The organism is Microcystis sp. M31BS1, from assembly GCF_020245285.1.
Classification (GTDB): domain Bacteria; phylum Cyanobacteriota; class Cyanobacteriia; order Cyanobacteriales; family Microcystaceae; genus Microcystis; species Microcystis panniformis.
In genome coordinates this window covers 1-16,777 of record NZ_JADBVE010000049.1, presented here as the reverse complement: position 1 = coordinate 16,777, position 16,777 = coordinate 1, and the positions used below count along the sequence as shown (strand labels likewise).

Sequence of the window (16,777 nt, the reverse complement as noted above, 5' to 3'; positions counted from 1 at the left end):
TTTTTAGGTAGAAAAGGTGACGGTGAACCAGGTGTTAAAACTATTTGGTTGGGACTGCGAAGGTAACATGATATCAGCCAGACTTGGAAACTATCTCATCAAATTAGTCCCCCCATAGAACCTCCTTGAGCCATATTGCACACTTTTCTCTTTTTGTCAAATTTTATGTTAAGAAAGATGTGACTAATGGATAGCTTATTAAGGGGGGATTAAGGGGGGATCTATCTTCAATTTAATTATAACCAGCTACTTAACCGTATAAAACAATATCCCCGCGAGCAAAAATGAAAGATCAAGAAGTACAACCAACACATCTAAATCATTATTATCCTATGGGTGACTTATTATCCCTCAAAGGTTGGCTCGATTTAGCCATAAGTTTAGGAAGAAAAACTTTCCCTAAATTTCTCCGCCATTGGTTGTGGGAGAAAATTGGCAGACAATTGTATTATCATTCCTTAAAAAAAAACATCCACCAGCAAGAATATTATGGTAATCCTCTCAATATTGTTCAAGGGATTAATTGGATTAAATGGAGATTTCCTGAAATCACCACAAGCGATATTCAAGAGATAACTGAAAAACCAATTTTTATATTTTCTGCTGGTATGCGTTCTGGTTCAACTTGGATTCAGCGATTGATGATGAGTTCATCAGAAACTGTCATTTGGGGCGAACCCTACGCTCGTTCATTTATTATTCAGAATATGGCTAAACAAATCGAGCCATTTTCCCAAGATTTTCCCAAAAAAGACTTCATATATCGTCAAAAATTTGAAGATATTAGTAATCAATGGGTTGCTAATTTGTATCCAGATTTAAGTTTTTTTCAACAAGCTCATCGTCTTTTTTTTATTAATCTTTTTGCTATCCCTGCTAGGCAAAAAGGCGCAAAACGTTGGGGCATAAAAGAAGTCCGATTAACGGGAGACCATGCAGTTTACTTACAATGGCTGTTTCCTGAATCAAAATTTATTTTTTTAATAAGAAATCCCTATCATTCCTATCAATCTTATAAAATTTTTACCTATCTTGATCAACAACAGATGACTACTAAAAACTTTGGATATATTTGGAGAAACTTAAGCGAAAGCTATGTTTTGTATCATGAAAAACTGAATGCTAAACTCTTAAAATATGAAGATGTAGTTAAGGGAAATTTTGAGTTAAAAGAACTAGCATCTTATTTAGAAATCGACTTAAAAGATCCCAATCAATTAATAAAAATTGCTAATAAAGATGATTTACCTAAAATTGATCAATTTACAAAAATCACTCTAGATGAAATTAACATTCTTAAAAATATTGTTAATCCCCTAGCGGAACAACTGGGATATTATCCCGAAGATTAGTTCTAATTAGTAGCTAAACATGAAAAATCAAAATTTAGTTTCAGTCATAATTATTTTTTGGAACGAAGAAAAATTTATTACCGAAGCCATCGCTAGTGTTTTTGCTCAGAATTACGAACATTGGGAACTTTTATTAGTTGATGATGGCTCAACAGATAATAGTAGCGATATTGCCTTAAATTATGCTCGGAAAAATCCTCACAAAGTCTATTATATTGAACATCCCCATCATGAAAATTGCGGTATGAGTGCGTCTCGTAATTTAGGAATTGAACAGGCTAAGGGTGAGTTTATTGCTTTTTTAGATGCGGATGATATTTGGCTACCTCATAAATTAACAGAGCAACTTGCTATTTTTGCATCTTATCCAGAAGTAGCAATGGTTTATGGGTGGGTGCAATTTTGGCATAGTTGGACGGGAAAAATAGAAGATATAAATCGAGATTATTTTGTATCTTTAGGAATAGAATCAAATACTATTATTTACCCTCCTAATTTATTACCTATTTTATGGAAACAAGGAAAACAAAAACCTGTTCCCAGTAATGTTATGCTACGCCGTGAAGTATTAATTCAAGTAGGAAAATCTGCAGCACAGTTTCGGGGTTGGGCTGAAGATACGGTGCTTTTTACAAAAATTGGTTTAAATTTCCCAATTTATGTTTCTCAAAGTTGCTGGATTAAACATCGAGAAAAGCCAAGTGATGCTCATTTTATCGCTATAAAATATCATCAAAGATATTGGGAAAATCGAGCTTATTTGGACTGGACAGAACAATATTTTATTGCTCAAGGGATAAGTAATAGTCAGATTTGGAAAGAATTTAAAAAGGTCAGATTTTTGTATGATAATTATTTTTTACATTATTTATTTGAAGGGTATTTCAGAGATTTAGTTATGAATATCTGTAGAAAAACTTTACCTAAAGTGATTAGAGATTGGCTATGGATACACATAGGCAAAAACGCTAAGTAATATACCTATTTTTGTTCTGTACAGAATGACAACTAATAATTTTGGCTAAGGTTTTAGCCCCTTCTTTCCAAGTAGGAATATTTTGATGATTTTGATTAACAAAAGATTGACTTAAACCTGTTAAAATTCCTTGTCTAATACCTAATTCTGTTGGCTGAATATAGATAACATCAGAGCCACCTGCTTCCCTTAATTCAGGAATATCAGTTGTCACCACTTTGGTCCCACAAGCTCTCGCTTCTAATACAGGTATGCCAAATCCTTCATGAATAGAAGGAAAAACAAATAAATCAGCACCACTATAAAGGGCGGGTAATTGCTCATCTGGAACGTAACCAAGAACCATTATATCATTTTTTCCCTCATTAGCAATCAAGGTTTCTATCCCTTCATATTTCCACCCCTTTTTTCCGACTAAAACCAGTTTATGATCAGGAATTAAACCTTCTTTTTTCAGATTAATAAAAGTTTTAACTAATAATTCGACATTTTTTCTAGGTTCCCAAGTAGCTACATTCAAAAGATAGGGACTAGAAATTTGATAATTTTCTAATTCACTCTTGACTATATCCCTTGATAAAGGTTTAAATATCTCACTAACTCCGGGTTGAATAATAATAGAATTACGACCAGTATAATTGAATAGTTGCCTATCGGTTTCTTGAGAGTTTGTAATTATGGTATTGGCTCGTTTTACATCATTTTTAAGAAATAGGTAAAAACCTTGAGTATGAAACCAATCCATACCTGTGGGATCTATGTCAAACCAAAAATCATGAACAGTCAGAATTGTTTTAGTTGATTGATCAAGATAGGGTAGAAAAAAATAGGTTCCCCAGAAGATATCTAACTGATCTTTTCTACAAATCCAACTACCAATAATTTTTAACCACAATATTGGTGAGACTGCTAATATTTTTCCCTGAGTCCTTAGTTTCCATCGAGGAGAGATAACCGGCATTTCTATTGGTAATGGACTATAAACAAAGAAATTGGCATTAGGTAAATATTTGTCTAGTTCACGACAAAGCTCAAAAGAATAACGAGCATGACCCCGTTTCTGACCTGATAAAAAACTACCATCTATACCTATTTTAATTTGATAATTCTGGTTCATTTTTTTAGTTATAGCAATTTATAGAGCTAAATATTTTGCCTTTAAAAATCCCCAAATATTGGCTAATTGTGAGATTAATAACAAGCCAAAAAGAAATATTTTTGATCGTTGCTCACATTTTTTTGAAAATGGATAAGTTAGTAGTTGAAAGTAAAAGCTTAATGGCTCAAATTTTAGGGCTGTTTGATGGCGGTGAGAACGAATTTGATGAAAATAAAATGCAGCACAACCATAGTTAAAATGTTGTTGCCAAAATCTCCGTAAACTGAGATCATGACCATGGTAAATTATCGCTTGGGGAAGATAATGTAAAGAATATCCAGCAAATAGCCAGCGATCGCAAAACTCCCGATCTTCTCCGAAACGAAAATAAATATCCAATTGTCCTACCCTGTTAAACAATTCCCTCGAAAGAGCAAAATTATTAGTTGTAAAAAAACGAGTTTGAACAAAGTTACTATTGTAATAATCATAAAGATAATCAAACAGTACTTGACTAGCAGTGGAATAGGGATTATCTGGCAGGGCGTTGATCGTTTTTCCCCCTAAGAGGGCATTCGGTGTCTCTAAGAAGCCTTTTTCGAGGGATTGGAGCCATTTTGAGTCGAGGGTACAGTCATCATCGGTAAAGGCTAAATATTCACCTTTGGCCCTGTTAGCGCCGGTATTTCTGGCTTTGGCCGGTCCAGCATTTTCTTGGCGAATGAGAGTTAAATTTAATTGGTTTTGGTAGGGTTTAATCAGGGGATCAAGGGGTTGATTACTGCCATCATCGACGATAATAATTTCAAAGTTATCTGGGGGATAATCTAGATTTAGGAGAGAGTCTAGACAAGTTTTGAGTCTTTCGGGACGGTTATAGGTGGGAATAATAATGGAAAAAGTGATTAGTTTTTCTGTCATCATAAACCTGAAATAATTATGTTATTTATGGCTAGTTTTAGTAGATTCTCGTAAGAGACTAAACATCGTAAAAAGTTGTGAAAATAATCGAGGGAAAGCGAGGCGGAGGGTGGCAGTATAGATGATTATTCCCAAAAGGGAACAAATTATCAAACGACCTTGAGGTTCTAGCCAAAGGGTGAGCAATTGTTGACTGATGAAAATCGTTAAACCCATTATAACTGTGCCAGTGATGGCAGGGATAAATTGAGATAGATAGGTTTTCCAAGAAAGGGAAATTAATTGACTTAATAACCATTGTCCGAGGGGAAAAACTAGATAATCACTGAGGACATAAGCTCTAGCTACGGCCACAATTCCCCACTGGACAGCGATGAGGCAAGCGATAATATTTAAAGTAGCGTTGAGAAGACCTAATTTAAACTGTAACACGGGTTTACCGAGGGCGACAAACGTAGATCTTTGAAAGACAGTGATAGCCCGAAGTATTCCCACAAGGGGGATAATTTGGAGAATAGGAATAGCGTCAGTCCATTTTTGACCGAACAAAACAACTACTAATTCTGGACTAAGAATCATGAAGGCAAAGAAGACGGGAAAAGCAATTAAGCTAGTAAATTGAGTGACTCGATAAAATGCCTCGATCAATTTTTGAGAGTTGTCTTGTAAACGAGAAAAAGTGGGTAAAGCAACTTGATTTAAAGTTCCTATCAGTAATTGACTCATTACTTCTAAAATTCGATGGGAAATTGCATAATAGCCCAGGGCAGCTTCTCCTAGAAAATAACCGATGAGTAGATTATCGCTTCGCTGATTAAAAAATTCAACTAACTTATATCCTAAAACATTGATACTAAAATGCAGTACTGACCTTAAAACTGCTAGAGAAAATTCTAATTTTGGTCGCCAATTACTGGCTGTCCAGAGAACAACAACTCCCGTCAGTTCGTAGGTTAATTGTTGACCGACTAAACTCCAAACTCCGTATCCTAAAAGTGCCATTCCTACGCCCACAATACCAGCAATGAGAATCCCTAGTAAAGAGCGGATTGTCATGATTTTAAACTTAAAATCTCGCCTTAATAAAGCTACTTGAGTTTGACTTAAAGCATTAATAACAAAAACTAAGGAAAGAACTTGGAGAATAGGAATTAAAAATGATTGCCGAAAAATTTTAGATATGAGAATAGCAGAAGTAAAAGTGATAGTTGTTAAAAAAAAACCAGTAAACACCTGTGTCCAAAAAACTGTATTTATATCTCTCGATTTTAAGTCCTGTTTTTGAATCAATAATTGAGCAAAGCCTTGATTTAAGAAAATCTGCATGAAGTTAATTAATACATTAGATAATGCCACTAATCCAAAAGCTTCTGGAGTTAGTAAACGAGCGAGAATTAGAAATATTATCAATGAACCTGCTTGACTGCCCCAGTTTTGCAGTCCTGACCAAAAAACACCTTGAATAGTTTTATTTTTAATGCTCATTTTTTAATATTTTTTAATTTCAGCTTTCATTATAGATCAAAATTTTGCTATAATTAGAAAACAACCATCTCATCTATTAAAATTAAAAGACAATGGTTAGTTATCTTGATATTGACGAAGATCTTCTTTTCCCGGATAGCGATGGTCAAGCGATGGCAGATAATACCGAACAATACGAGTGGATTGTCAAAATTAAGGAGAATTTAGAGATTATCTTTGCGGATGACCCTAAGGTATTTATTGCGGGGGATTTACTCTGGTATCCTGTGCGTTCTACTTTAGTTTCACCCGTTGCTCCTGATGTTATGGTAGCTTTTGGCCGTCCCAAAGGACGGAGGGGTTCCTATCGTCAATGGAATGAAGAAAATATCTCTCCTCAAGTGGTTTTTGAAATTCTATCACCTAAGAATACAAAAGCAGAAATGAGTCGAAAATTAGAGTTTTATGACACATATAGTGTAGAAGAATACTATTTATATAACCCGATGCGCTGTCGTTTACAAGGATGGCAAAGACAGGGAGAAAATTTAGGAGAAATTATCCCCATAAATGATTGGATAAGTCCCCGTCTAGGAGTGCGTTTTATCTGGGATAAATCGAGTTTAGAATTGTATCGTCCTGATGGAGAGAAATTTTTAACAACTGTTGAGTTAGAGTCTCAAATGCGTCAAGAAAAACAGCGTGCCGACAAAGAAAAGAAACGTGCTGATAAAGAAAATAAACGCGCCGATAAAGAAAAGAAACGTGCGGATCGACTAGCGGAACGTTTACAGGCGTTAGGATTAAGTTTAGAAGAAGAATGAGTGATTAAAAAGGTGATTTTAGACCCTGGGATTAAGGCGATTACATCGTCTTTTTAATAGCTTTTTCATACTTTATATGAAGAAAGAATTAGCCTTTCAGAGAAGGATAGCTTGGCCGCTAAAATTTATTTAGAAAAAGAAGTTTCAAACGCCATCCAAGAAGTCAAAAGGAAACAAGAAAATGAATAAACTCAAATATACAATAATCATTCAATGGTCAGAAGAGGACAACTGCTATCTAGTAGGATTTCCAGACTTTATTGGTCAAAAATGGCGAACTCATGGCGATTCCTATGAAGAGGCTATTACCAATGGTGTAGAAGTATTAGAATTATCAATCGAAAATTATCCCAAAGTGTATCAGGATGAAGTTGCTTAAAGCTTACTTAAGTAATAAATTTGTGCTTAGGTTACAAAGGTGAGATGCTCCCTCAGATTTCGTCATAAATTCCTCATGGTAAGAACGCTCAGTATTGACTTTCCAGAGGTTATGATTCGCTCCCATAATATTCTCGACAGCCAGGATAGCCGATAACATGGAATGGTCTTGATTATTATAGCGGTGCATCCCATTTCTGCCCACAGATTGCAGATTTTCCAAACTATCGACATAGTTTTGCAGCACCAGTAAATGTTGTTGGTATTCGTCATCATAAACGGGGTAGGCTTTCTTTTGTCGAATCACCGTTCCGTCTTCCACTTTATTGATGTCATCGACTAACCCGAGATTAACTATTTCTTGACTAGCCAAACGAATCAAACTCTGATTATCCATTTCCCATAATTTATCACCCTCGCTACAAAAATACTCCATGCCTAAGCAAGTTTTCTTCGGGTCGGGAACCATTTTCGGACTCCAGTTTTTAAAATTCTGAATGCGTCCCACTTGAAATTCGGGACTGTGAATATAAATCCAGTTATCTGGAAATAGGTGTTCTTGGTTAACCACAATGGGAACAATCAAAAAATCCCGATATTTTAATCCTCTTGCCGCTTGTAACACTTTTTCAGGTGGTAAGGGGTCTAAACGGTGCATCAGGGCAGTAATTGGCATCGTGTTGATAAAATGATCCCCAGTAATCTCGGATATTTCCTCGCCTTTTTTGATGATAATACTGGTAATTTTTTGAACCTTTCTTTTGACTTTAATGACTTCCGTATCTAGCCACACAGGACAACCTTGTACTTCTAATTTTTCTTGAAAACGCTCCCACATCATCCCCGGTCCAAGCAGCGGATAATCAAACTCTTTGATTAAAGTTTTAGTGTCATTGTCACCAAAAACGGCGTTAATGACGGCTTTTTTTAAGGATAATCCTTGAATACGTTGTGCCGCCCAATCGGCACGAATTTGGGTGCAGGGAATACCCCAAACTTTTTCGGTATAACTTTTAAAAAAAGTTTCATACAACCGTTGACCAAAGCGATTAGTCACCCATTGTTCAAAATTTTCTTCTAGGGGTAAAGGATAAAATTTAACTTTGAAGTAACTATAAACAATTAATAGACTTTGGATAAACCCTAAATTACTAACAGCATTCATGGGTTCCAAGGGATAACTAAAAAATTTACCCTGATAGTAAATCCGTGATAAACGGGGAACTTTGATAAAATCATCCCCTAACACTTCCCGCCACAAATGTTGCACTTCGGGAACTTTGGTAAAAAAGCGATGACCACCGATATCGAAGCGATAATCCTTGTAGGTTTCGGTGCGGGAAATGCCCCCAACTCGATCGCCTTTTTCTAGTACAATTGAATGTAGTTCGTGTTTGGCTAGACAATAGGCGGCCGTTAATCCGGCCGGACCGCCACCAATGACGACGGTATGGGGAGAATTGAGTTGATTTACTGTTTTCATAGTTTATATGAATCAGGAATTTGTCGTTTATTTTGTCAAAATGCCTGTCAACTCAAGCCAGACGTTGCAGCCAATAGCGTCCCGTACCAAGGACGAAAGCCAGACCACTGTAGAGATAATATAACCAGTGCCAAGGCAAAGTTAGCATAGCAAAAGATAATCCTCGCTTTTGTCGAAAAAACTGATAAACAGGTAAGTTTAAGAGAATTAAGCCCAATGCTAACACAGCCACGCCCAAAAGCAAATAATAATACCATAAACTGGCCAGCAGTAAAAATAAAAGTGTATAAACCAATACCACACTCCAACGACTAGACCATTGTAAATTAAGGTCATTAACAAAATTTTGCTGACGGTGAATTAATTCTGTCCAGGGTAGGGCGCGATAGAAAAAATCGGCTCTCAACAGGGAAGAAACCGTCCAATGTTTGAGATGTTTAACGTAGATATCTTTACACAAACGAATCCGGCAGCCGTGAGCTTTGAGACGATAACCCAGTTCGATATCTTCAATAGAGGGATAAAGATAACTTTCCTCAAAACCGCCTATTTTCTCGAAAATATCCCGTTTAATCGCTCCACAAGCTCCCCAAAAAGTGGAAGCCTCCTCGCAACCAATTTGATGATTGTAATGATGAAAAAGGTTTTTATACTGGGAAAGAAAATTGACCGCCCCAGGTTGGTCATCGTAGGAACCAATCAGCGCCGCTAGGGTAGAATCTTGATGGAATACTTGGGCGATTTTTGCTAAAGTATCGGGATGAATAGTCACATCTGCATCCATAAAAAAGAGAATATCACCCCTAGCCATGGCCGCCCCTTGATTTCTTGCCACTGCTGGCCCTTGATTGCTTTCTAACTGTAAGACTTCTGCTCCAAAACTGACCGCAGTTTCATAGGATTGGGGGTCATTTCCATCAACCACGACAATAACCTCCCTGGGGGCGAGTAAACTGGTGGATAAGCTGGCTAAACAGTTATTAAAGGCTTCTCCGCCTCTATAGACTGGAATAATGATAGAAATTAAGGAATTATTAAAAAACTCATTCATCGTTTTTTGGTCAAGTTCAATGTATATTGAGGCTCAGATTTGCTATCTTGTCAAGGAGTTGCTGATTTTTGCGAAGTATGTTCCTGAATAAAGCCATGATTTTTGCCAAAAAACAGCCAATTTTATCGATTCTTACGCTTATTTTTGCTTGGCTGGCTGTTGCCTACTTAGCTAAAGGATTTTATACCCTAGCTTTTGATAGTAGTCCCTCTGGTGCCAGAGATTTATTAGAACGTTGGCAAGAACAACAGTATATTTATCTGGGAATTTATCCCTATCGCATGAATCCCGCCGATATTAATGCAGAATTGGGGAGAATTCGCTCCGGTGGCTATCCACCCTGGGCTTTTTTGACGGGATTTTTCATGTTTCCCCCTATTTCTTCGACTTTAACCCGTTTCTATCACGTTTTTTTAAATCTGATTTCTCTGGGCATTTTAAGCCGTTTTGCCTATCAATTAGGTTTGCCTTTTGGCCGAATGGCTGCCTATTTTTTTGTGTTTACTTCTCTGGCCATTAGTAGTAACTGTACCACCCTTAATAATGGGCAATATGGTTTAATTGTCAATGCTTTGTTAATAATTGTTTACTGGTTATTACAAGCCAATAAAAATTATCTAGCGGGGGTATTTATGGGCATTGCTCTCGTTAAACCTAACATCTCAGCACCCTATCTTTTGAGTTTAGTAATTAAGAGAAAGTTTAAAACGGTAATTCTCGCTTTTGTCTATATTATCTCGGCTACTTTTGCTATCGCTCACACCACTAGATTAAACTTTGAGAAAGTAATCGGTAGCTTTTTAAATCAGATCAAATATGTGGCAGATGATGGTGTTTCAAGTATTAATATTATCATGAAATTCGGAATTAGTACAGAAATAACTCTTGTTTTATTAACCACAATTGGCCTAGTTCTAGGTATCGTGATTTTCCAAAAATTACAGCATACTTCTCTATTAACCCTGTTTGCCTGTGCTGCAGTTATTGGTCGGGTTTTCACCTATCATCGCCCCTACGACGATCTGATGTTAGTTTTTTTACTCTTGGCTTTACTAACCCTAGCTTTTAGTTACCCATCTCGCTTAAATATAATTATTGTGTCTTTAGTGGGATTAACTCTTTGGCTTCCCCTAAGTATTCAAAATTTAGCTAGTCCTTACTGGTCAATTTTTCAAAATACAATTTGGTTAATTGCCCTTGTTTATCTATTAGTTAATTCTTGGGAAAGGGAGAATAATGCCGATGATTGACTATTTCTGAGATAGGTTTGCCAGTTCGAGTCAGGGTTCATATTTGGGCGTTGCTGATTTTAAGTATAAATTATCCTCTAGGCAATTTTTAAAATCTAGAACTAAGCTATAGCAGTTATCTTAATATTGAGGTAGGAAGTTTTCGTTTTGGGAAGTCGATCATCTCCGAGTCAGGAGTCAGGAGTCAGGAGATAGGAGTCAGTTATCAGTTATCAGTTATCAGTTATCAGTTATCAGTTATCAGTTCACTGAGAAAACTCCCCACACCCCACACCCCAAACCCTAACACCCCACTCCCCTAAACTTCTAATAAATTTTCTAGGCGATCGAGAACTATATCGGTGATACACTTAATCCGGTATAAACAGGCTTTAGTATCTGTGGAGTTGAAAGTGCCATTTTCCCAATATTTGTTACTACCGGCACCACCCCCACAAACCCCAAAATAATCGCATTTTTGCCGACATAAATCGACTCCACCGCGCATATCAGCGTAAATTTGTTGAAATTTCTCGGTTTCACAGATAGATTCTAGGGAATCGGTCAAAACATTACCAAAGATAAAATCGCCGTAGGGTTGGGTTTTAATCGATAGTAATTCAGGATCAAAGGTGGAAAAATTACCTTGATTATCAAAATTGACAATCATAAAAGGTCGATTCATATCGGTATTTTCTAAGCGTTCATCGGCATAAATCAAACTACAGATCGATTCAAATTCCCGCAGCTTAAATTCTCCTTGTTTGGCCGTGACTAACTCCCAAAATCTGTCGATAAACTGGCGATAACGTTGTTCAATACCTAATTTATCTAAGGAAGATTGTGAATGAATACCCTCGGTTTCTTCCATATTAAAAGCCACATCGGTAAGGCCATGATCCCAAAAAAAGTTAAAAATTTCGTCGGGATAGTCGAGGGAATCTTCTGTTAAAACAGCGATGATACTGACATCAATTTCATGTTTTTGCAAGAAAGAAATCCCCCGCATTGTAGCAGCATGACTGCCAGTTCCCTTGCGGTTTTGCCGGTGGATGTCGTGAATAAAGGCCGGTCCATCAAGACTGACTCCCACATAAACATCATGCTTTTTAAATAATTGACACCAAGCATCGTTAATATAAGTGGCGTTAGTTTGTACTGAATGACGAAAACAGTAACCCTGCTGATTATATTTCTCGCTAACTTCCGCAATTTTGGCGAAAGCACTTTCATAAAAACTGATGGGAACTGCTAAGGGTTCGCCGGCGTGCCAGCAAATGGTAAAATCATCTTGGAGAAAACGACTACTAAAAACCCTCTGAAAAATCGGCTCGATTAAATCTAAGGATAAGGTATTTTTTAAGTGGCGATCGGGTAAATAACAGTAATCACAATTGAGATTACAAAAAGAAGTCGGCTGCACGACTACTAAAGTAATTGGACCACAATCCGACCAATCTATATTTATGGTTTTTTTCATGATTCTATTGTTTAAATTCTCCCTTAAGTGGGTGGGTGGAATTAAATATAAGATGAACGTAGGTTGGGTTGAAGCATGAAACCCAACGCCCGCATAGTTGACGCTACCGCTAACCCATCCTACAAATAATTGTGCCTCCCTACTTAACTATGATAACTGATTCTGGGAAGTCTATCTTAATTCTACCTATACTATGGCTCTTCTGGTTTCTTTGTGGAAACGAGGTCTATACCGATAGAATATCCGCAAAATAGTCCTAAAAGTTTTGCCCAATAAGCACTTCAGGGTTCCATAAGCAAAAATTATCACACAAAGTCGAGAAGAGCCATACTATTTCCTATTCCCTCAATAATAAATAATATAATTGACCCGGAGTATTAATTAAACCGGCTCTCTCGCCAGCATTTTTTCCTGTTCCCATAAAAATATCTACCCTCCCAGTACCTTTAATCGCGCTGCCAGTATCTTGATCGAGAACATAGCGACTAACTAATTTTTTATTAAGATTTCCCTGGGGAATTTCTGTCTCAATTACAGCTAAAGCACCGGGGGGAAAAATACTTTTATCTGTAGCGATCGATCTTTCTGGTAAAACTGGAACTCCAATACTACCAGTGGCAGCTGCGCCGTGGGTTTCTCGAAAGAAAATAAACCGATTATTGCGGGGAATATAATTCTTTAATTGCTCAGGATTACTTCTGAGAAAATCCAAAACCATTGGCAAGGTTAAACCCTCGGCAGGAAAAATACCATCAGCAATCATTTCTTTTCCCAGACTGGTGTAGGGATGCTCGGTATTGCCATCAAAACCAATGCTCATAATTTGACCATTAGGTAAACGTAATTTCGCCGAACCTTGCACATGAACTAAATAAGCTTCTAAGCGATCTTTTAACCAGACTAATTCGTATCCCGCTAGACGGCTATTTTCCCCCAGTAAACCATCTTTTCCCTCTAATTCTACCCTAGCTGGATGGGGTTTAGACCAGCGAGAAAAGTTAGCAGGTCGGCGATAGAGAGGATATTTATACTCGGCGGTTTTTTGCCGACTTGCTTGATAAATTGGCTCAAAATAACCAGTAAACTTAACATTTCCCTGACTATCATTACCCAAAGAACGATACCAAATAAATTCTTTTTTAACTGCCTTTTGTAGAGCTGCGGGAGTGGGAGAATTCTGCACTAATTGACGAAAACGTACTAAGGAACGCTGCACTCGCTGACGAGTTATTTCTGAAATAGTATAGTTTTGATAGGCGCGGATTGCTGCCGAGCTATTCAGATAACGTAAACTATGATCGATCGCTTGTAGTAGGGTTTTTTTGTCCGTTAGCAGTCGTTCATCGTATCCCGTAGATGTTCCTAATTGTGAGATTTCAAGGCGTTCTAGGGGCAAATTTGCGGGGGTGAGGGCAATTAATCCCAAGCTGAGGGGGATGAGTGTCAAAAGGTGTTTCATGGTGATAGGAGTGGGCAGCTATTGACGCGATTAACAATCAGGAAGGATCAATGAAAAAAGTTGTTTCTTATTTATATCATGAGGATAATTGTTGTCGATAAATTTTAATTTGTTCCAAGCGAGGGCCGACCTTAGAAATAATGGTAAATTCTAAATTTTGGTAATATAATTGTTCTCCCACCCTCGGTATTTTTTGCCAATGATGGAGGATAAAACCAGCTAGGGTTTGGTATTCATCGGCCAAGGGTAAGCTTAAATTTAATGCTTTGTTCACGTCCTCTAAATTCATTTGTGCTTGTACGAGAAAAGTTGATTCATCGAGGAGTTGGTATTCCAATGTTCCTGATTGATCACTAGGGGGAAAAGTTCCTAGAATCTCGCCGATTAAATCTTTGAGGGTTAATAAACCGGCTGTTCTGCCAAATTCATCCACAATGATAACCATCTTTAAGAATGATTCCTGCATCACTGTCAGTAATTCATTTAAAGGGGTAGTTTCGGGGAAAAAACGCACAGGTTTTAACCAAGGTTTAATCGGGGTTGTTAAATTTAACTGACCTTCGGCAAGGGGTAAAGCTAAATCTTTAAAATCGATCAGACCACGGATATCATCACCAGAATCTCCTGCCACAGGATAGCAAGAATAGCCACTGTTAACCACGTTGAGCAATAATTCCTGAAAAGTTGCGGTCGAGGGAATAGCTATTAAACGGTTATGGGGAACCATGATTTCCGCAGCAGTGATTTCGCCAAACTGGAAGACATTATTTAAAATTTTCCTTTCCGCTGCTTCTAATCCCGTTAATTCCCCTTCCATGCTGATAATTAATTGTAATTCCTCGCAAGTTACCCGATTAGAACGCTGTAGATCCACTTCGGGGATACGGGTTAAAACCAATAAAAAACGAGTTGATTGGTTCAGAATACCGATAAAAGGCTTAAAAATCTGGGAAATAACGCCAATAGGTGCTGCTAATAATCGCGCCATCGGTTCGGCATAAATTAAAGCTAGGGATTTGGGATAAAGTTCCCCAAAAACTATCTGGAGATAGGCAACAATTAAAAAAGCTAGACAAAGAGAGAAACCATGGGAGAGAAGATTTTGCCAGTTTAAAGAAAAGGGTAAAAAACTTAGTAATTTCCTCACAAAAACGGTCATGGTACTCTCCCCGATCCAACCTAAAGCTAAACTAGAAAGGGTGATGCCTAGTTGGGTAGTGGAAAGTAAGCGATCGAGACTTCTTTGTAGAGATTGTACCGTCTGCGCTGGCACATCTCCCGCGGCCACTAGCTGACTGATGCGGGTACGACGGACAGACACAAGCGAAAATTCCGCCGCTACGAAAAAAGCATTGAGGACGATTAGTAAAAAGACTAAAATTAAACGAGTCAATAAATCCTGACTATCCATAGCGAAAAGGCAAAATTCGCCTTTTTTAAAGCCTATCCTTTGGTTTCGTCCTTTGATTGCGGTTGGTTTTTCTGTTGTTGCATATAAACTCTCACTCTTTTAATTACTTCTTCTTCTTTCACGGGGATAAAAGTTTGATTGCGACCATAACTGGTGCGATCGTTGGTAAACTTTTTAGCGGGGTTGATATCCGGTTGACTGACTCCCTTCAGGGAGGCGATTCCCAATTGATAGGCTACCCAACCGCTACCGAAGCCGGCGGCTAACATGGCTACCATCAAAAGGAGACCTAACTGCAAGGAGGTGCTGATTGAAAAATTTTTCATCTTGGTGGGGCTGAATTTTCACGTTCAGAGTAATTACCGATCTATAATGAGTTAATAGTATAACCCAGGGTTGGCCGAGCGGTTGAGGCAACGAACTCATAATTCGTGCTAGGCAGGTTCAACTCCTGCACCCTGGATAGTTTTGATGGCTTCAGGCGATCAACTTTGACTGTACTAGAGCAAGTGCAGAGTGTAGGGTGCGTGTTTGCGGTTACTAATTTGGTCAAAAAACCAAAACTAACAAGCCGCCGTAACGCACCACTTGCTCAGAATTGCAAATCGTATCAATGATAACTTATCGAGAAATATTTAGAGTGTAGGGTGCGTGTTTGCGGTTACTAATTTGGTCAAAAAACCAAAACTAACAAGCCGCCGTAACGCACCACTTGCTCAGAATTGCAAATCGTATCAATGATAACTTATCGAGAAATATTTAGCCCGTGATTAGCAATAATGTCGATTTTAAATTTCCCATAATCGCTAAATCAAATCTCTTTCATAATTCATCATTCATAATTTATCTCAGATATCGAGTTCCGCCAAATGCGATGTTATTGACAACCCTGTTGACTGAGATAACGCAACAAATCTCGACGCTTCATGAGGCGATCAAAGTCGGTACAATTTGGACATGGGTTGATGCGGAAAAGATTAGATAAATTGGTTCTTCTAAATCCGCTTCTGGGTCTGTTAACAACTCATTAGGCAAGGGTAAAGATTCCCCCCTAGATAAATTAACTTCTGCCATGTCCACCAGCGCACTAGCTAAGGAACGGCGGACTGCTGCTAGATCATTTCCCCAGGAAATCACGCCAGGAAAATCCAAGACTTCTCCATGGACTCCCTGTTCCAGAAATTTATACATTGCTTTGTAGGTAAGCATCCAATTTATGCTCCTTTCTTTCACCGAATTTTTTGATTAATAGATTAAGAACTGAACAAATTGGGAAAAAGCCCATGAAGTCGTAGAGAAAGTACCCAATACTAATTTTTATCCCTGTATCTACCCAAGAAGAGCATTTTACCATATTTGTTTGTCTGTAATCATATTGACCTCATGTTAGATTTAAGTGGGTGGGTGGAATTAAATATAAGATGAACGTAGGTTGGGTTGAAGCATGAAACCCAACGGCCGATTATGTTACGCTACCGCTAACCCATCCTACTGGACTGTTTCCTGTTTACGGGAGCATCTCACTTACGCGATGAGTAATTATACTTAGCCTAAAAGCCACTCTTAATCGTGTCTTGGAACGAAATAGAGGCTTTTAAAGACCGCGTACATGGAGAATTAAAACAAGAATTACCCTCGAAAAGCCTATTT

Annotated in this window: 15 protein-coding genes, 1 tRNA gene and 1 pseudogene; 7 read left to right on the top strand and 10 right to left on the bottom strand. The window is 37.8% G+C overall.

Annotated features, from left to right (window positions below):
* The 3 genes and pseudogenes from IM509_RS02710 to IM509_RS02700 all read left to right on the top strand — a co-directional run.
* Positions 1–129, top strand: a pseudogene (locus IM509_RS02710) (IS4 family transposase); the annotation flags it as partial.
* Positions 130–284: 155 nt separating this feature from the next.
* Positions 285–1,352 (top strand): sulfotransferase, encoded by a 1,068-nt coding sequence (locus IM509_RS02705; protein ID WP_052277172.1) that lies wholly within the window; start codon positions 285–287, stop codon positions 1,350–1,352.
* A 19-nt stretch (positions 1,353–1,371) separates the two neighbouring features.
* Complete coding sequence (locus IM509_RS02700) at positions 1,372–2,328, top strand: glycosyltransferase family 2 protein (protein WP_052277173.1); 957 nt, start codon at positions 1,372–1,374, stop codon at positions 2,326–2,328.
* On the opposite strand, the gene IM509_RS02695 is transcribed toward IM509_RS02700, so the two are convergent.
* From IM509_RS02695 to IM509_RS02685, 3 genes are read right to left on the bottom strand one after another with little or no spacing between them, the layout of a single operon-like run.
* Positions 2,321–3,445: a glycosyltransferase family 4 protein gene (locus tag IM509_RS02695; RefSeq protein WP_052277174.1), complete on the bottom strand. Its 1,125-nt coding sequence runs from the start codon at positions 3,443–3,445 to the stop codon at positions 2,321–2,323. The genes IM509_RS02700 and IM509_RS02695 overlap by 8 nt on opposite strands.
* Before the next feature lie 18 nt (positions 3,446–3,463).
* Positions 3,464–4,351 (bottom strand): glycosyltransferase family 2 protein, encoded by an 888-nt coding sequence (locus tag IM509_RS02690; protein WP_081417859.1) that lies wholly within the window; start codon positions 4,349–4,351, stop codon positions 3,464–3,466.
* Between the two features lie 18 nt (positions 4,352–4,369).
* Positions 4,370–5,833 (bottom strand): lipopolysaccharide biosynthesis protein, encoded by a 1,464-nt coding sequence (locus tag IM509_RS02685; protein ID WP_052277176.1) that lies wholly within the window; start codon positions 5,831–5,833, stop codon positions 4,370–4,372.
* Between the two features lie 92 nt (positions 5,834–5,925).
* On the opposite strand from IM509_RS02685, the gene IM509_RS02680 reads away from it, so the two are divergent.
* On the top strand, positions 5,926–6,636 hold the full coding sequence (locus tag IM509_RS02680; protein WP_052277177.1) for a Uma2 family endonuclease: 711 nt from the start codon (positions 5,926–5,928) through the stop codon (positions 6,634–6,636).
* A gap of 181 nt (positions 6,637–6,817) precedes the next feature.
* The gene (locus IM509_RS02675; protein ID WP_002740518.1) at positions 6,818–7,015 is read left to right on the top strand and encodes a type II toxin-antitoxin system HicB family antitoxin; all 198 of its coding nucleotides are present in this window, start codon (positions 6,818–6,820) and stop codon (positions 7,013–7,015) included.
* A 3-nt stretch (positions 7,016–7,018) separates the two neighbouring features.
* On the opposite strand, the gene IM509_RS02670 is transcribed toward IM509_RS02675, so the two are convergent.
* Together IM509_RS02670 and IM509_RS02665 are read right to left on the bottom strand one after the other, a co-directional pair.
* Positions 7,019–8,497: an NAD(P)/FAD-dependent oxidoreductase gene (locus IM509_RS02670; RefSeq protein ID WP_052277178.1), complete on the bottom strand. Its 1,479-nt coding sequence runs from the start codon at positions 8,495–8,497 to the stop codon at positions 7,019–7,021.
* A 52-nt stretch (positions 8,498–8,549) separates the two neighbouring features.
* The gene (locus IM509_RS02665) at positions 8,550–9,548 is read right to left on the bottom strand and encodes a glycosyltransferase family 2 protein (RefSeq protein WP_002740515.1); all 999 of its coding nucleotides are present in this window, start codon (positions 9,546–9,548) and stop codon (positions 8,550–8,552) included.
* Between the two features lie 77 nt (positions 9,549–9,625).
* On the opposite strand from IM509_RS02665, the gene IM509_RS02660 reads away from it, so the two are divergent.
* The gene (locus IM509_RS02660) at positions 9,626–10,798 is read left to right on the top strand and encodes a glycosyltransferase 87 family protein (protein ID WP_249264886.1); all 1,173 of its coding nucleotides are present in this window, start codon (positions 9,626–9,628) and stop codon (positions 10,796–10,798) included.
* Between the two features lie 298 nt (positions 10,799–11,096).
* Here the strand turns inward: IM509_RS02660 and grrM are convergent, their stop codons facing one another.
* From grrM to IM509_RS02640, 4 genes are all read right to left on the bottom strand, one after another.
* Positions 11,097–12,257 carry a cyclophane-forming radical SAM/SPASM peptide maturase GrrM/OscB gene (grrM, locus tag IM509_RS02655; RefSeq protein WP_052277180.1) on the bottom strand — a complete coding sequence of 387 codons (1,161 nt, stop codon included), beginning with the start codon at positions 12,255–12,257 and terminating at the stop codon, positions 11,097–11,099.
* A gap of 337 nt (positions 12,258–12,594) precedes the next feature.
* Positions 12,595–13,716 carry a murein transglycosylase A gene (gene mltA / locus IM509_RS02650; protein WP_052277182.1) on the bottom strand — a complete coding sequence of 374 codons (1,122 nt, stop codon included), beginning with the start codon at positions 13,714–13,716 and terminating at the stop codon, positions 12,595–12,597.
* A 76-nt stretch (positions 13,717–13,792) separates the two neighbouring features.
* Positions 13,793–15,127, bottom strand: coding sequence for a hemolysin family protein (locus IM509_RS02645; protein WP_185237404.1), 1,335 nt, complete (start codon positions 15,125–15,127; stop codon positions 13,793–13,795).
* Positions 15,128–15,159: 32 nt separating this feature from the next.
* Positions 15,160–15,453 (bottom strand): hypothetical protein, encoded by a 294-nt coding sequence (locus IM509_RS02640; RefSeq protein ID WP_052277185.1) that lies wholly within the window; start codon positions 15,451–15,453, stop codon positions 15,160–15,162.
* Positions 15,454–15,517: 64 nt separating this feature from the next.
* On the opposite strand from IM509_RS02640, the gene IM509_RS02635 reads away from it, so the two are divergent.
* Positions 15,518–15,590: transfer RNA gene (locus IM509_RS02635), tRNA-Ile, on the top strand.
* A 461-nt stretch (positions 15,591–16,051) separates the two neighbouring features.
* Here the strand turns inward: IM509_RS02635 and IM509_RS02630 are convergent.
* Entirely contained in the window at positions 16,052–16,336 is a 285-nt protein-coding gene (locus IM509_RS02630; protein WP_052277186.1) for a type II toxin-antitoxin system HicB family antitoxin, read from the bottom strand.
* Positions 16,337–16,777 lie beyond the last annotated feature (441 nt).

Excerpts from the sequence above, each read along its gene's own strand:
- IM509_RS02705 (WP_052277172.1), top strand. The coding sequence starts at position 285 with ATGAAAGATCAAGAAGTACAACCAACACATCTAAATCATTATTATCCT.
- IM509_RS02700 (WP_052277173.1), top strand. The coding sequence starts at position 1,372 with ATGAAAAATCAAAATTTAGTTTCAGTCATAATTATTTTTTGGAACGAA.
- IM509_RS02695 (WP_052277174.1), bottom strand. The coding sequence starts at position 3,445 with ATGAACCAGAATTATCAAATTAAAATAGGTATAGATGGTAGTTTTTTA.
- IM509_RS02690 (WP_081417859.1), bottom strand. The coding sequence starts at position 4,351 with ATGATGACAGAAAAACTAATCACTTTTTCCATTATTATTCCCACCTAT.
- IM509_RS02685 (WP_052277176.1), bottom strand. The coding sequence starts at position 5,833 with ATGAGCATTAAAAATAAAACTATTCAAGGTGTTTTTTGGTCAGGACTG.
- IM509_RS02680 (WP_052277177.1), top strand. The coding sequence starts at position 5,926 with ATGGTTAGTTATCTTGATATTGACGAAGATCTTCTTTTCCCGGATAGC.
- IM509_RS02675 (WP_002740518.1), top strand. The coding sequence starts at position 6,818 with ATGAATAAACTCAAATATACAATAATCATTCAATGGTCAGAAGAGGAC.
- IM509_RS02670 (WP_052277178.1), bottom strand. The coding sequence starts at position 8,497 with ATGAAAACAGTAAATCAACTCAATTCTCCCCATACCGTCGTCATTGGT.
- IM509_RS02665 (WP_002740515.1), bottom strand. The coding sequence starts at position 9,548 with ATGAATGAGTTTTTTAATAATTCCTTAATTTCTATCATTATTCCAGTC.
- IM509_RS02660 (WP_249264886.1), top strand. The coding sequence starts at position 9,626 with ATGTTCCTGAATAAAGCCATGATTTTTGCCAAAAAACAGCCAATTTTA.
- grrM (WP_052277180.1), bottom strand. The coding sequence starts at position 12,257 with ATGAAAAAAACCATAAATATAGATTGGTCGGATTGTGGTCCAATTACT.
- mltA (WP_052277182.1), bottom strand. The coding sequence starts at position 13,716 with ATGAAACACCTTTTGACACTCATCCCCCTCAGCTTGGGATTAATTGCC.
- IM509_RS02645 (WP_185237404.1), bottom strand. The coding sequence starts at position 15,127 with ATGGATAGTCAGGATTTATTGACTCGTTTAATTTTAGTCTTTTTACTA.
- IM509_RS02640 (WP_052277185.1), bottom strand. The coding sequence starts at position 15,453 with ATGAAAAATTTTTCAATCAGCACCTCCTTGCAGTTAGGTCTCCTTTTG.
- IM509_RS02630 (WP_052277186.1), bottom strand. The coding sequence starts at position 16,336 with ATGCTTACCTACAAAGCAATGTATAAATTTCTGGAACAGGGAGTCCAT.